Source organism: Kytococcus sedentarius DSM 20547 (assembly GCF_000023925.1).
Classification (GTDB): domain Bacteria; phylum Actinomycetota; class Actinomycetes; order Actinomycetales; family Dermatophilaceae; genus Kytococcus; species Kytococcus sedentarius.
Window position 1 is genome coordinate 282,720 of the sequence record NC_013169.1, and the last position, 12,824, is coordinate 295,543.

Annotated in this window: 15 protein-coding genes and 2 riboswitches; of the genes, 7 read left to right on the forward strand and 8 right to left on the reverse strand. The window is 71.9% G+C overall.

Annotated features, from left to right (window positions below):
- The first annotated feature begins 120 nt into the window (after nucleotides 1-120).
- A complete protein-coding gene (locus KSED_RS01395) occupies nucleotides 121-612 on the forward strand; it encodes a hypothetical protein (protein WP_012801787.1) in 492 nt (163 codons plus the stop codon).
- Nucleotides 613-618: 6 nt separating this feature from the next.
- On the opposite strand, the gene KSED_RS01400 is transcribed toward KSED_RS01395, so the two are convergent.
- Nucleotides 619-2,334 (reverse strand): ABC-F family ATP-binding cassette domain-containing protein, encoded by a 1,716-nt coding sequence (locus KSED_RS01400; RefSeq protein ID WP_012801788.1) that lies wholly within the window; start codon nucleotides 2,332-2,334, stop codon nucleotides 619-621.
- 122 nt (nucleotides 2,335-2,456) lie between these two features.
- Here KSED_RS01400 and KSED_RS01405 point away from each other — a divergent pair, with 122 nt between their 5' ends.
- From KSED_RS01405 to thiM, 4 genes are all read left to right on the forward strand, one after another.
- Nucleotides 2,457-2,816 carry a GntR family transcriptional regulator gene (locus KSED_RS01405; RefSeq protein WP_012801789.1) on the forward strand — a complete coding sequence of 120 codons (360 nt, stop codon included), beginning with the start codon at nucleotides 2,457-2,459 and terminating at the stop codon, nucleotides 2,814-2,816.
- Entirely contained in the window at nucleotides 2,813-3,550 is a 738-nt protein-coding gene (locus tag KSED_RS01410) for an ATP-binding cassette domain-containing protein (protein ID WP_012801790.1), read from the forward strand. Before KSED_RS01405 ends, KSED_RS01410 begins: the two co-directional genes overlap by 4 nt.
- A complete protein-coding gene (locus tag KSED_RS01415) occupies nucleotides 3,547-4,353 on the forward strand; it encodes a hypothetical protein (protein WP_012801791.1) in 807 nt (268 codons plus the stop codon). Before KSED_RS01410 ends, KSED_RS01415 begins: the two co-directional genes overlap by 4 nt.
- Before the next feature lie 68 nt (nucleotides 4,354-4,421).
- Nucleotides 4,422-4,515: riboswitch (TPP riboswitch) on the forward strand.
- Nucleotides 4,508-5,326 carry a hydroxyethylthiazole kinase gene (thiM, locus tag KSED_RS01420; protein ID WP_012801792.1) on the forward strand — a complete coding sequence of 273 codons (819 nt, stop codon included), beginning with the start codon at nucleotides 4,508-4,510 and terminating at the stop codon, nucleotides 5,324-5,326. It overlaps the preceding riboswitch by 8 nt.
- 117 nt (nucleotides 5,327-5,443) lie before the next feature.
- Here thiM and KSED_RS01425 read toward each other — a convergent pair whose 3' ends face one another.
- Nucleotides 5,444-6,325: an aldo/keto reductase gene (locus KSED_RS01425; RefSeq protein ID WP_012801793.1), complete on the reverse strand. Its 882-nt coding sequence runs from the start codon at nucleotides 6,323-6,325 to the stop codon at nucleotides 5,444-5,446.
- Between the two features lie 63 nt (nucleotides 6,326-6,388).
- A riboswitch (TPP riboswitch) is annotated at nucleotides 6,389-6,483 on the forward strand.
- Between KSED_RS01425 and thiE the strand changes: the two genes are divergently transcribed.
- Complete coding sequence (thiE, locus tag KSED_RS01430; RefSeq protein ID WP_081439729.1) at nucleotides 6,474-7,184, forward strand: thiamine phosphate synthase; 711 nt, start codon at nucleotides 6,474-6,476, stop codon at nucleotides 7,182-7,184. (Overlaps the previous riboswitch by 10 nt.)
- Nucleotides 7,181-7,978 (forward strand): bifunctional hydroxymethylpyrimidine kinase/phosphomethylpyrimidine kinase, encoded by a 798-nt coding sequence (thiD, locus tag KSED_RS01435; protein WP_012801795.1) that lies wholly within the window; start codon nucleotides 7,181-7,183, stop codon nucleotides 7,976-7,978. The genes thiE and thiD overlap by 4 nt, the downstream gene beginning before the upstream one ends.
- A gap of 22 nt (nucleotides 7,979-8,000) precedes the next feature.
- On the opposite strand, the gene KSED_RS01440 is transcribed toward thiD, so the two are convergent.
- From KSED_RS01440 to ald, 6 genes are all read right to left on the reverse strand, one after another.
- The gene (locus KSED_RS01440) at nucleotides 8,001-8,519 is read right to left on the reverse strand and encodes a pyridoxamine 5'-phosphate oxidase family protein (protein ID WP_237699550.1); all 519 of its coding nucleotides are present in this window, start codon (nucleotides 8,517-8,519) and stop codon (nucleotides 8,001-8,003) included.
- A gap of 103 nt (nucleotides 8,520-8,622) precedes the next feature.
- Nucleotides 8,623-9,852, reverse strand: a complete 1,230-nt coding sequence (locus KSED_RS01445) for an alpha-hydroxy acid oxidase (RefSeq protein WP_012801797.1) — start codon at nucleotides 9,850-9,852, stop codon at nucleotides 8,623-8,625.
- A gap of 107 nt (nucleotides 9,853-9,959) precedes the next feature.
- The gene (locus KSED_RS01450) at nucleotides 9,960-10,790 is read right to left on the reverse strand and encodes a MerR family transcriptional regulator (protein WP_012801798.1); all 831 of its coding nucleotides are present in this window, start codon (nucleotides 10,788-10,790) and stop codon (nucleotides 9,960-9,962) included.
- A 33-nt stretch (nucleotides 10,791-10,823) separates the two neighbouring features.
- Entirely contained in the window at nucleotides 10,824-11,123 is a 300-nt protein-coding gene (locus KSED_RS13995) for a transcriptional regulator (RefSeq protein ID WP_012801799.1), read from the reverse strand.
- On the reverse strand, nucleotides 11,120-11,557 hold the full coding sequence (locus tag KSED_RS01460) for a hypothetical protein (RefSeq protein WP_012801800.1): 438 nt from the start codon (nucleotides 11,555-11,557) through the stop codon (nucleotides 11,120-11,122). The genes KSED_RS13995 and KSED_RS01460 overlap by 4 nt, the downstream gene beginning before the upstream one ends.
- Nucleotides 11,558-11,680: 123 nt before the next feature.
- Nucleotides 11,681-12,796, reverse strand: coding sequence for an alanine dehydrogenase (gene ald, locus KSED_RS01465; protein WP_012801801.1), 1,116 nt, complete (start codon nucleotides 12,794-12,796; stop codon nucleotides 11,681-11,683).
- Between the last annotated feature and the right edge of the window lie 28 nt (nucleotides 12,797-12,824).

Here is a 12,824-nt window from a genome sequence, read left to right on the forward strand (position 1 = left end):
TGGCGCCCGGCGTCCGCCGTCATTCCCGCGGCGGAGGTGGCGGCCTTGCCGGGTTGCTACCTTGCGAGGGACAGTGAACGGGGCGGACGTCGCCCAGCACACGCAGCCCCGGAGGACCACGTGAACGCACCGCAGTCGGGGACGCCCCTGAAGATCGGCATGTTCCTGTTCGAGAAGGTCATGACCCAGCGCAGCACCCCGGTGATCCTCACCATCAGCCCGGGGCGCATCGTGCTGGCCTCCGCGGACCGCGTCGTGGCCGACGTCCCCGCCGACCAGGTGCGCACGAAGGTCTCCCGGGTCCTGAAGGTGAACGAGTTGCACGGGCCGTGGGGCAAATGGATGCTCGGCGCGGTCGGGGCCGCCAAGAGCGAGGACTTCACCGACGCCCAGGCCACGGAGGTCATCGAGGCGCAGAAGGCCGCCCAGCAGGACCCCGCCCTGGCGCAGCTCGAGCTCGCCCGGACCGTCTGGGTCGGCCAGCCCACCACTGCCGACGGCTCGTGGACGGGCTCGCTCTCCTCGATGGCCAAGGGCGAGACCAAGATGCAGCCCCGCATCGCCCCGATGGTCGATGAGGCGCTGCTCGCCGCGGGCGTGCAGCGCGCCTGAGGGCGCTCAGCGCCGGCGGCGCACCCGCTCCTCGTCCCAGACGGCCTCGGGGGTCTCCACCACCACGCCGTCGGAGGTGAAGACCAGGAAGCGGTCGAAGGTGCGGGCGAACCACCGGTCGTGGGTCACGGCCAGCACGGTGCCCTCGAACGGCTCCAGCGCGTCCTGCAGCGCCTCGGCGGAGTGCAGGTCCAGGTTGTCCGTCGGCTCGTCGAGCAGCAGCAGGGTGGCTCCGGAGAGCTCCAGCAGCAGGATGCCGAAGCGCGCCTGCTGGCCACCGGAGAGCTGGTCGTAGCCCCGCTCCGAGGCACCGGCCAGGCCGTAGCGGTCCAGCGTCTTCGCCGCCTGCTCGCGCCCCATCCCGTCCCGGTGCTCGTCGCCGCGGTGCAGGATCTCCAGCAGCGTCCGGCCCACCAGGCCCGGATGGTCCTGCGTCTGGGCGAACCAGCCGGGGCGCACCCGGGAGCCCAACCGGGCGACGCCGCGGTGGTCCACCGGGGGAGGGGTCACGTCGCCGACAGGGCGGTGCTCCGGCTCCGGGTCGGACCCACCGCCGGCCAGCAGGCGCAGGAAGTGGCTCTTGCCGGACCCGTTGGAGCCCAGCACCGCCACGCGCTCGCCGAACCAGACCTCCAGGTCGAAGGGCTGCATCAGCGTGGCCTGCCCACCCCCATCGAGGGCGGGGACCCGCAGTTCGAGCTGCTCGGTGACCACGGCGCGTTTGGCCGTGCGACCGCCGCGCAGCCGCATGCGCACGTTCTGCGTGGTGGCGACCTTCTCCGGCGGGCCGGCCTCCTCGAACTTCGCCAGACGCGTCTGCGCCGCCCGGTAGCGCGGGGCCATGCCGTCGTTGTACTCGGCCTTGACCTTCAGCCGCAGCACCAAGGCCTTGAGCTTGGCGTGCTCCTCCTCCCACCGGCGTAGGTGCTCCTCCAGGGCGGCGTTGCGGGCCTCGCGGGCGTCGTGCCAAGTGGCGAACGAGCCGGCGTGCGTCCAGGCGGTGGCCCCCGCGGCGTGCGGCTCCAGGGTCACCACGTGGGTGGCCACCTCGCTGAGCAGCTCGCGGTCGTGGCTGATGAACAGCACCGACTTGCCGCAGTCGCGCAGCCGTTGCTCCAGCCACCGCTTGCCGGGGACGTCCAGGTAGTTGTCCGGCTCGTCCAGCAGCAGGATCTGCGCCGGCCCGCGCAGCAGCGCCTCGAGCACCACACGCTTCTGCTCACCGCCGGAGAGGGTGTTCACCGCCCGGAACTGAGCCTTCTCGAAGGGGACTCCCAGCGCGGCGAGGGTGACCTCGTCCCACACCTGGGTCTCGTAGTCGTAGCCACCGACATCGCCCCAGTCGACCAGCGCCTGCGCGTAGTCCATCTGGGCGGCCTCGTCGTCGACCTCCATGATGCGCAGCTCGGCGGCGTCCACGGCCCGGCCCGCATCGCGCAGCGGGGTCGGGGCGACGCCCAGCAACAGGTCGCGCACGGTGGAGTCGTCGCGCACCCGCCCGATGAACTGCGGCATCAGCGCGACACTGCCCGATGCGGTGACCTGCCCCTCGAAGTCGGTGATCTCGCCGGAGAGGATCCGCATCAGGGTGGTCTTGCCGGTGCCGTTCGGCCCCACCAGGGCGGTGCGGTGCCTGTCGCCCACGCGGAAGCCCACGCCGCCCAGCAGGGGCCGGCCGTCGGGCAGCCAGTACTCGATGTCGTGCAGTTCCAGGTGGGGCATGGCGGGACCGTATCCCGCCGGTCTGGGCAGGGGCACCCCGTTTTCGGGCGACCACCACGTGTTGACAGCCACCCATCCTCAATGGTTAGTTAGTCAAGTAACTAACTAACGAGGAGGTCGGTGTGCACGAGTTCGACGACCGCTCGCCGATCTACCTCCAGATCGCCGAACAGATCCGACGGGACGTCGCCACGGGCGAGCTCGGGGAGGGGGACCAGGTCATGTCCACGACGCAGTACGCCACGACCTACCGCATCAACCCGGCCACGGCCAACCGGGCCATGGCCCTGCTGGTCGACGAGGGAGTCGTGCACAAGCGACGCGGGGTGGGCATGTACGTCAGCCAGGGCGCGCGGGAGCGCGTCGTCGCGGCCCGCCGTTCCACCTACTGGACCGAGGTGCTCGACCCGGCCCTCGCGGAGGCGCGGGCTCTCGGCATCGAGGCCGCGGCCATCATCGACCACGTCAGGAGGACGTCATGACCGGCGGGTGGGAGGTGACGCTCCAGGGCGTCATCCAACGATTCGGGCGGACCACCGCCCTCGATGGGGTGGACGTCGCGTTCCGTCCCGGGGTGATCACCGGCCTCATCGGCCGCAACGGCGCCGGCAAGACCACGCTGCTGCAGGCGGTGGCCGCGCTGCGCCCCGTCACCGAGGGCCAGGTCCTCGTCGACGGCGCACCCGTATGGGAGGACGCCGCACGCACCTCCCGGGTCTGCCTGCTGGGCCACACCGGGGGAGTGCTCGAGGACGTGAGGATCGCTGCCACGCTCGACCTGTACCGGATGCTGCGTCCGGACTGGGACGAGGCGGCCTTCAGGCGGGTGGCCGACCGGTTGGAGGTGCCCCTGGACGGACGCCCCAGCCGCCTGTCGACGGGCCAGCGCTCCGCGTTCGCCGCGGCGCTCGCCCTGGCCTCCCTGGCGGAGGTCACCTTGCTGGACGAGGTCCACATCGGCCTCGATGCCGTGGCCCGCCGCCGCCTGACCGAGGCGATCCTCGAGGAGTACGCCGAGCGGCCCCGCACCATCGTGCTCTCCAGCCACCTGCTCGACGAGGTGGAGGAGGTCATGGAGGACGTCGTGGTGCTGCACGAGGGTCGCGTCGTCGCTGCGGGCCCAGCGGGGGAGCTGCGCGAGGAGCACACCCGGGGCGGGGGCCGCCTGGCCTCGCTGACCGACGTGTTGGAGAACCTGTCAGGAGGAGCGTCATGAGCACGAGTGCTGCACCCGTTGACCGCCGGGCCGGCGGACCCGCCACCGGACGGCCCCAGTGGCTCGCCGTGGCGCGATCGATCGTGCGCCACGTGGTCGTGGACCTGGCCATCGGCCTGGGGGTGACCGTCGGCCTCGCCGCCGTGGCACTGCTGTTGCTGTGGTTCTTCGTCGTCCGCCAGGAGACCTCTGACCAGGCCGGCGGCATGTGGTCCGATGCGGGGTCGTTCACCCTGGGCCTGGGCGCCATGATCCTGGCGCTCGTCCTGGTCATCGCTGGCATCGTGGTGGTCGTCACCACGGTCACCGGGTACACCCGGGTGTGGCTGGCCGCCGGTGCCACGCGGCGGTCGGTGTGGGCCGGCCACTGGGCCGCGGTGGTGACCGTGCTCGCCACGTGGGCGGCCGGTCTGGCAGCGGTGCTGCTCGCCGCGCGCTTCGCCCGGACGGGCAGTGGGTCGGGCGGCCCCTCGTGGTCCTCCATCGGCTCGCTGGACTGGGGCTACCTGGCCAACGGCGTGACCCTGCTCCTCACGGCCCTGGTGGTCACGCTGCTGTTCGTCCGTTTCGGGGCGTTCCTCGCCCTGGTGGTGCTGGCGCTGTGGTGGATCGTGCTGCCCGTGGGGCTGTCGTTGGTGGACGTGCCCCAGGTGGTGGCGGCGGTGCTGTGGCCGCCCGTGGCCGTCGGGGGGACCGAGGCCCGGGCGGTCGGGGATGCCGCGAACCTGTGGACCGAACTGACGCAGGCCGCCCTGCTGGCCGTGGCGCACTGGCTGATCGTGCGGCGGATGCCCGCGGTCTGAACCAGCGGTTGGATGGGCCTCGGGTCGGCCGCCGTTCCTTGGCGAAGGGTGCGGCGGCCGCTACGGTGGCTGATGACGCGGGGTGCCCCACCGGGGGCTGAGAGCAGACCCGTCGAACCTGATCTCGTTCACGCGAGCGGAGGGACGTCGCACCATGACCCACGCCCATGCCCTGCGGGGCCACGACCTCACCCGCGCCCAGCTGGCCACCACCTGGGACGCCCTGCGCACGCGCTCGCCCCTGGTGCAGTGCCTGACCAACCGGGTGGCCACCACTCTCAGCGCCAACGTCCTGCTGGCAGCCGGCGCCTCCCCCGCGATGGTGGACACGCCCCGGGAGGCACGAGCTTTCGCCGGGGTCGCCTCAGCGGTGCTGGTGAACCTGGGGACGCCCACCGAGGAGTCGATGCAGGGGATCGCTGAGGCGGTGACCGGCGCGCGGGAGTCCGGGACGCCGTGGGTGCTCGACCCCATCGGGGCCGGGGGACTGCCGTGGCGCAGCGGGATCGCGACCGGGCTGCTGGCCAAGCGCCCCACCATCGTGCGGGGCAACGCCTCGGAGGTGATCGGTCTGGCCGGGGGTCGCGGCGGGCGGGGCGCGGACAGCATCGACCACCCGGAGTCCGCGGTGCGTGCCGCCTGCCGTCTCGTCGAGCGCAGCGGGGGAGCGGTCGCCATCAGCGGGGCGGTCGACCACCTCGTGGACGGGCGACGACTGGCCCTCCTGGGGCACGGCCACCCGTGGCTCACCCAGGTGACCGGCGCCGGATGTGCCCTGGGGGCGCTGATGGCAGCGTGCGTCGCGTGCACCGAGGACCCCTTGCTGGCCGCGGCGACCGCCACCGCCGCCTACACGGTGGCGGCCGAGCGGGCTGCGGAGCTCTCCCGGGGGCCGGGGAGCCTGATGCCCGCGCTGCTCGACGAGCTCGCGCAACTCACGCCCGAGTCCCTGGCCGCGGCCGTCCAGCTCTGACGCCCGGGGGGATCGGTCCGCGGGAACTGACACAGCAAAGGGGTACCTGACCTACCGAACACGGTGTGTCAGGTGCCCTTGGGCGTGTCAGCTCCATGTGGCCCACCGGTGGGCCGCTCAGCTCGCGTCGAGGCGCTCCAGCTCGCGGTCCGTGAGGTCGATCTCGGCTGCGGCGGCGGAGTTGGTGATCGACTGCGGACGCTTGGCGCCCGGGATGGGGATGACCACCTCGGACTGCGCCAGCTCCCAGGCCAGGGCGACCTGCTGGGGGCTCACACCCCGCTCGTCGGCGACCTCGGCGAACGCCGGGTGCTTCTCGGCCAGCTCCTTGGCCTCGTTCAGGCCGCCCAGTGGGGACCACGGCAGGAAGGCCAGGCCGAGCTCGGTACAGACCTCGATCTCCCGCGCACTGCTGCGGAACTTCGGGCTGAACTGGTTCTGCACGCTTACGAGCCGGTCGCCCAGCACGTCGTGGGCGGTGCGGATCTGCTCCGGGTCCGCGTTGGAGATGCCGACCATCGCGACGATCCCGGAGTCCGCGACCTCGCGCAGGGCCTCCATGGTGGCGCGGTAGTCGCACTCCGGGTCCGGGCGGTGGTGCTGCCACAGCTGGATCTGCTTCACCCCGAGCCGCGCCAGGCTGGCCTCCGCCGCCTCGCGCAGGTACTCGGGACGCGAGTCCAGGCCCCAAGAGCCGTCCTCGCCACGGGTGTGGCCGGCCTTCGTGGCCAGGACGACCTCGGAGCGCACCCCCAGCTCGTCCAGCAGGCCGGCGATGAGGCGCTCGTTCTGCCCCATGGCCTGCTCGCCGGCGGTGCCCTGCCCGTAGGCGTCGGCGGTGTCGAACAGGGTGACGCCCGCCTCCAGGGCCGCGGTCACCGTGTCCAGCAGCTGCTGGCGCGGCGGCTCACCGTCCTGGCTCATCGTCATCAGACCCATGCCGATGGCGCCGACCTGGTGGCGCCCGACCGTGTCGTTCCCGAGGTTTCGTGTACGCATGTCGGCCAGCGTAGGAGCGCCGTCTCCACCCTGTCGTGCCCGCCCTGGCCAGAGGTTACGGTGGAGGACGACGCGGGGTGCCCCACCAGGGGGCTGAGAACAGACCCGTCGAACCTGATCTCGTTCACGCGAGCGGAGGGACGTCGCCATGCAGCACGCCACCTGGACCCCTTCCCCCCACGCCACCCCGGCAACCGGGGGCCCACCACGAGTGGACCTCTCCCTCTACCTGGTCACCGACAGCGCCATGGCCGGGTCACGGGGCCTGGCCGACGTCGTCGCGCGGGCCGTCGCGGCCGGGGTCACCTGCGTGCAGCTGCGGGAGAAGGCAGCCTCCGATGAGGAGGTGGTTGCCCTGGGGCGCCAGCTCGTCGAGATGCTCGCGGGCACCGGGGTGCCCCTCCTCATCGACGATCGGGTGCACCTGGTGCACCCCATCGGGGCCGATGGGGTGCACATCGGTCAGGAGGACACCCCACCGACCGCGGCCCGCGCGGCGCTGGGCCCCGAGGCCATCATCGGCCTCTCCGTCCACGACGCAGCGCAGGTCGATGCCGCCAACGCCCTGCCACCGGCGACACTCGACTACATCGGTCTGGGACCGGTCTGGGCGACGGGCACCAAGGATGGGCACGCACCCCCCATCGGGCCCGAGGGGCTGGCCGACCTGCGCCGGCGCAGCCACCACCCGGCCGTGGCGATCGGGGGCGTGAAGGCCCACACACTGGCCGAACTCGCGGGGTCGGGCGTCGAGGGGGTGGCGGTGGTCAGCGCGATCTGCGCCGCAGCGGACGTCCCGGCGGCCACCCGGGAGCTGCGAGAGGCCCTGGCCGCGTCGCCCCTGCAGGGGGAGCTGTGAGCACCCCGACCGTCCTGTCCATCGCCGGCTCCGACCCTTCGGGCGGCGCCGGCATCCAGGCCGACCTCAAGACCTTCAGCGCCCTCGGTGCCTACGGCTGCGCAGCGCTGACGGCCCTCACCGCACAGAACACGCGGGGCGTCACCGGGATCCACCCGGTGCCGCCGGAGTTCGTGCGCGACCAGGTGCTCACTCTGGTGGACGACGTGCAGGTCGATGCGGTGAAGATCGGCATGCTCGGCAGCGCGGCCGTGGCAGAGGCGGTGGCCGACCTGGTGGGGGAGGTCCTGGACTGCCCCGTGGTGCTCGACCCGGTGATGGTGTCGACCGCCGGGGCGCGGTTGCTGGACCGCGACGCCGTCGAGGCCGTGCTGCGCCTGGCCCCGCTGGTCGACCTCGTGACCCCCAACGGCCCGGAGGCCGCGGTGATGCTGGGCTGCGAGGAGGCGCGGACGGTCACCCAGCAGACCGAGCAGGCACAGGAGCTGTACCGACGGCTGGGCACCCGCGTGCTGCTCAAGGGCGGTCACCTGCCGGGGCCGCGCGCCACGGACGTGCTGGCGGACCACGACGGGACGGCGACGCTCACCGCATTGAGGGTGGTCACGGACAACACGCACGGGACGGGGTGCACGCTCTCCTCGGCGATCGCGGCGCTGCTGCCGCAACGGGGGGACTGGGGCGACGCGATCGAGGGGGCGAAGGACTACCTGACGGACGCGCTCCGGCGGAGCGACGAGCTGGGCATCGGGCACGGCGCAGGCCCGGTCCACCACTTCCATGAGTGGTGGTGAACCGGGCCGGGGCGGGGTGGTCTCAGAGCTGGACGGTGTCGTTCGTGCCCATGTCTGGACGGTCCTTGGAGACCAGGCCCTTGGCGAACTCGAACGCCGTCCTCACCGCGCCGTCGGACGCCCAGAACTCGGCGGTCTGGCGGTGGATCTCCAGCAGGCCGCTGCGGGGGTCGTCCTTCTCGGTGTCCATGAACGCCGAGGCGGAGGCGTCCCACAGCTCGTCGAGCTTGGCCTTGTCTTGGCTCGGGGTCGCGGTGCCGGAGTAGGAGACCCAGCCGTCGTCCGAGGAGTAGGAGACGCTCACCTGCGGGTTGGCGCGGATCGCGTTGACCTTGTCGGTGTCCAGCCCGGTGATGAACCAGACGGTCGACGGGTCGTCGAACGTCTGGGTGCCCATCGGCATCGACACCAGGCGTCCCTGCTCGTCGGTGTAGGTGAGCACGGCGATGCGGGTGTCGCGCATGATCTTGTGGACGATCTCGCGGGGGTCCCTGTCAACCAGGGTTCCTCCTGCTGTCGTGGCCGCCCGGGCGGGCGGCACCTGCCTTCCACGCTAGGTGCGATGCGGCGGTGGCGCGAGCGGGCGATGAGGTGAGGACCGGGCACTGCCCCACCCCCTCCGCACGACAGAACCGGGGGTGGGGTCAGTCCCGCGGGGCGCGGTGGTCCAGCCGCACGTGCTGCGGGCCCAGCTCGTCCACAGAGCGCACGCCCAGCAGCTGCATGCCCACCTGCAGCTCGGCCCGCAGGATGTCGAGCACCCGCTCCACGCCCCGCTGCCCGCCGGCCATGAGCCCGTACAGGTAGGCGCGGCCGATCATCGTGAAGTCGGCGCCCAAGGCCAGGGCTCCCAGCACATCGACGCCGCTGGTGATGCCGGAGTCCACGATGATCGGCACGTCCGGCCCCAGCACCTCGCGGATGCCGGGCAGCTCGGCCAGTGGCACGGGTGCCCGGTCGAGCTGCCGCCCACCGTGGTTCGACAGGTACACGCCGTCGCACCCCGCATCGAGGGCCCGCTGGGCGTCCGAGGGGGTCTGGATGCCCTTGACCAGCAGCGGACCGGCCCACACCTCGCGGATCCACTCGATGTCCGCCCACGACAGGGTGGGATCAAAGGTCTTCATGATCACGTCCATCGAGTCCCCGGCGGAGCTCGAGAGGGTCGCGAAGCGCAGCGGCTCGGTGGTGAGGAAGTCGAACCACCAGCGCGGCCGGTAGGAGGCGTCCACCAGCGTGCGGGCCGTGAGCTGCGGCGGGATGGTCATGCCGTTGCGGTGGTCGCGATAGCGCAGGCCGCCGGTGGCGGTGTCCACGGTGACCATCAGCGTGTCGTACCCGTTCTCTTGGGCCCGCTCCACCAGGCCGCGAGCGCGATCGCGGTCCTCGCGCCACGAGTAGAGCTGGAACCAGCGGCGGGCGTCTGGCACCTGGGCCGCCAGGTCCTCGATGGCCGTGGTCCCCATGGTGGACAGGGTGTAAGGCACCCCGGCGGACTGTGCGGCGCGGGCCACGGCGGGCTCACCCGCGGCGTGCATCATGCGGGTGAATCCGGTGGGGGCCAGGCCCACGGGCAGCTCGCTGCGCTGGCCGAAGACCTCGGTGGAGAGGTCCACCTCGCCCACGTCGCGCAGAACGGTGGGGCGCAGCTCGAGGTTGCGGTACGCCTCGGTGTTGCGGCGCATGGACTCCTCGGAGTTGGCTGCGCCGTCGACGTAGTCGAACGGTCCGGTGGGCGTGACCCGGCGGGCGATGCGTCGGACGTCGGCGATGTCGGCCGCCTTGGCGAGCCGCGCGGTGGTGCGGTTCAGGGTGGGCTTGCTGAACCGCATCAGCGGCGCGAGTTCACGAGGGTTGGGAAGTTGGCGTCGCACGGTGTCACCTCCGGTCGGGGTGCCCACGGTAGACGCCGGAGCCGGGCGCGCACCGGCCGCCCCTCTGGTCGAGCGGGCGGCCGGTGCGCTGTGCGGTGGGGCCGGACTCACGCCAGGGGGCGGTACACCTCCGTCAGCAGGTCGGCCTCCGGCGTGTTCGACGGGTCGCTCAGGTAGCGGTTGACCACCTTGCCGACCGGCCCGTCACCGGGGCTCGCCTCGGTGAGCCCCTCCTGACCCATGTACTGCGCCATCTGGGCGTGCGCCTCGCTGATCTGGGAGTACGGGCCGGTGATGGTGGCCTTCACCGCCCGCTGCTCCGGCAGCTCGTGCACCTCCAACGGGCCCCTGGCCGTGGTCCCCGGGGCCACCGGCAGCCAGACGGACACGTCGGGGCCGGCCTCCACGTACGTCGGGTCGTTCTCCACCACACCCCCGGGGCCGATGGGGGTGAGCCCCTGGCGCCCGAGCTCGGGGATGAACTGCTCCCACAGCACCCCCTCTTCGGAGTAGCTGGGGATGGCGCCCCGCAGCAGCACCATCGTGGTGGACGGCAGGGTGGTCTCGCTGATCTCGATGCTCATGGTCTTCTCCTTTGTCTGGAGCATCCGGTCGAGGAGCGCCATCCGCTGCTGCGCCGCCAGGAGATCGGCGGTGAGGGACTGCCGCTGCATCCGCAGGGCGTGTTCCCAGGCCGGTGTGCCACGGCTGGTGAGCAGGGCGGCGATGGCGGACACGCCGAACCCGACGTCACGCAGCCTGCGCACGTCCGCCGCATCGGCCAGCTGGTCGCTGGTGTAGAGGCGGTAGCCGCTCGCAGCATCCACCTCGGCGGGGGTGAGGACGTCGTGCTTGTCATAGTGACGGAGCATGCGCACGCTCAACCGCGTCAGGGAGGAGAACTGCCCGATCGACATCGGGTTCGGGGTGTCGGTCATGTCGCCACTCTGGTGCCTCGCACGGTGTCAGGGTCAAGACCCACCAGCGACGATGCCGGTCCTCCGGCGCGGGCGCGTGCCAGCGATTCGGCCGCCCACGCTGGCCGCATGGCCCTCATGGACGAGGCGGAACTCGTCCCCGGCAAGACGGGCTTCGTGCGCCTGCTCCAGCGCCGAGGCCTGCTTGGAGAGGGTCGAGTCGGAGATCTCCACCGCACCGCGCACGGCGGCGAACTCGGCCTTGTCGGTGGAGGCCAGCGCGGCGACGATGCTGAAGCGCGTCGGTGCGTGGATGATCTCGTCGAGCTGGTGGCGGGCGTGGGTGGTGCTCATCGGGCGCTCTTCCCGAGGCGCGTCGCGACGATGACGCCGGGCAGCGCGACCAGCACGGCCAGGCCGATCATCAGCCACAGGGGTGCCTCGGTGAGGACGCTGACCAGGATGCCCACGCCGTACAGCAGCGAGCTGGCGACCACGGCGCCGGTGTACTGCTTGGTGTACCCGCGGGGCAGGGACTTGGCCTGCTGCGCCACCATCGTCATCGGCCTGATCATGGCTATGTAGACCGACATGCCGATGATCAGACCGATGGCGCTGCTCTGCGTGACGTGGAACAGCACCAGGACGGCGGCCATGGCCAGGCTGACGGCGGCCGCGGTGAAGCGCAGTGTGGACAGGTCCTTGCCCGAGGTGACCCGGGCGCCGGAGGCGCCGTCCGGGGCGGCCTGTGCCTCGCGGGCGTTGGGGGTGTGCGTCGTGTTCTCCATGGCCACTCCTGGTGCTCGGTGTGCGGGTCCCTCGTCGGGCACCCAAGGGAGCAACTACTTTCCGGCGTGGCAAGTACTTGTCTGGCGTGGAGGGCTTGCCTGTGGGCAGAGCGACCCCCGGGCTCAGCCGAGCAGGCCGGCCGGGTCCTTGCTCTCGATGCCGAGCGCCTCACCGACGGGCGCCGAGTACAGCGATCCGGCGTGCGTGGCCAGGCCCTTGGCGAGTGCCTCATCAGCGCCCAGCGCGGCCTTCCACCCCGCATCAGCGATCCGCAGCGTGTACGGCAGGGTCGCGTTGGTCAGGGCCTGCGTGGAGGTGGCTGGCACGGCGCCGGGCATGTTCGCCACGCAGTAGAAGATCGAGTCGTGCACCTCGAAGGTGGGGTCGTCGTGCGTGGTGGGGTGGGAGTCCTCGAAGCAGCCGCCCTGGTCGATGGCGATGTCCACCAGCACGCTGCCCGGCTTCATCTGAGCCACGAGGTCGTTCGTCACCAGCTTGGGGGCCGCGGCGCCGGGGATCAGCACCGAGCCGATCACCAGGTCGGCCTCGGTGACCGCGCGCTCGATCGCCAGCTCCGAGGACGCGATGCCGTGCACCCGGTTGCCGTAGCGCCAGAAGCTCATACGGAGCTTCTCCAGGTCGATGTCGAGCAGCGTGACGTCGGCGCCCATCCCCATCGCGATGTTCGCGGCGTTCTGGCCGGCGGTCCCGGCGCCCAGCACAGCCACCTTTGCGCCCGCAACGCCACCGACGCCGCCCATCAGCACCCCACGGCCACCGCGGGCCTTGAGCAGGGAGGCCGCGCCCACTTGGGGGGCGAGACAGCCGGCGACCTCGCTCATGGGGTACAGCAGCGGCAGGGAGCGGTCGGGGCGCTGCACCGTCTCGTACGCGATGGAGGTCGTCCCCGCATCGATCAGTGCCTTCGTCAGCTCCGGCTCGGCGGCCAGGTGCAGATAGGTGAACAGCACCTGGTCGGCGCGCAGGCGGCCGTACTCCTCGGCGATCGGCTCCTTGACCTTGACGACCATCTCGGCCTCGCCCCAGACCTCGTCCGCGGACTCCACGATGCGGGCGCCCTGGGCGGCGTACTCCTCGTCGGTGATCGAGGAGCCCACGCCGGCTCCGGCTTGCACGAGCACCTCGTGGCCGCGGCCGGTGAGCTCCCGGACGCCGACGGGGGTCATGCCGACCCGGTACTCGTTGTTCTTGACCTCAGTGGGGACTCCGATGCGCATGGCCCCACTCTGCCAGTGACGTGCGCCA

Coding starts and splice junctions, on each gene's coding strand:
- KSED_RS01400 (WP_012801788.1), bottom strand. CDS start 2,334: ATGCCCCACCTGGAACTGCACGACATCGAGTACTGGCTGCCCGACGGC.
- KSED_RS01460 (WP_012801800.1), bottom strand. CDS start 11,557: ATGGAGAACACGACGCACACCCCCAACGCCCGCGAGGCACAGGCCGCC.
- ald (WP_012801801.1), bottom strand. CDS start 12,796: ATGCGCATCGGAGTCCCCACTGAGGTCAAGAACAACGAGTACCGGGTC.
- KSED_RS13995 (WP_012801799.1), bottom strand. CDS start 11,123: ATGAGCACCACCCACGCCCGCCACCAGCTCGACGAGATCATCCACGCA.
- KSED_RS01450 (WP_012801798.1), bottom strand. CDS start 10,790: ATGACCGACACCCCGAACCCGATGTCGATCGGGCAGTTCTCCTCCCTG.
- KSED_RS01425 (WP_012801793.1), bottom strand. CDS start 6,325: ATGCGTACACGAAACCTCGGGAACGACACGGTCGGGCGCCACCAGGTC.
- thiE (WP_081439729.1), top strand. CDS start 6,474: ATGCAGCACGCCACCTGGACCCCTTCCCCCCACGCCACCCCGGCAACC.
- thiM (WP_012801792.1), top strand. CDS start 4,508: ATGACCCACGCCCATGCCCTGCGGGGCCACGACCTCACCCGCGCCCAG.
- KSED_RS01410 (WP_012801790.1), top strand. CDS start 2,813: ATGACCGGCGGGTGGGAGGTGACGCTCCAGGGCGTCATCCAACGATTC.
- KSED_RS01415 (WP_012801791.1), top strand. CDS start 3,547: ATGAGCACGAGTGCTGCACCCGTTGACCGCCGGGCCGGCGGACCCGCC.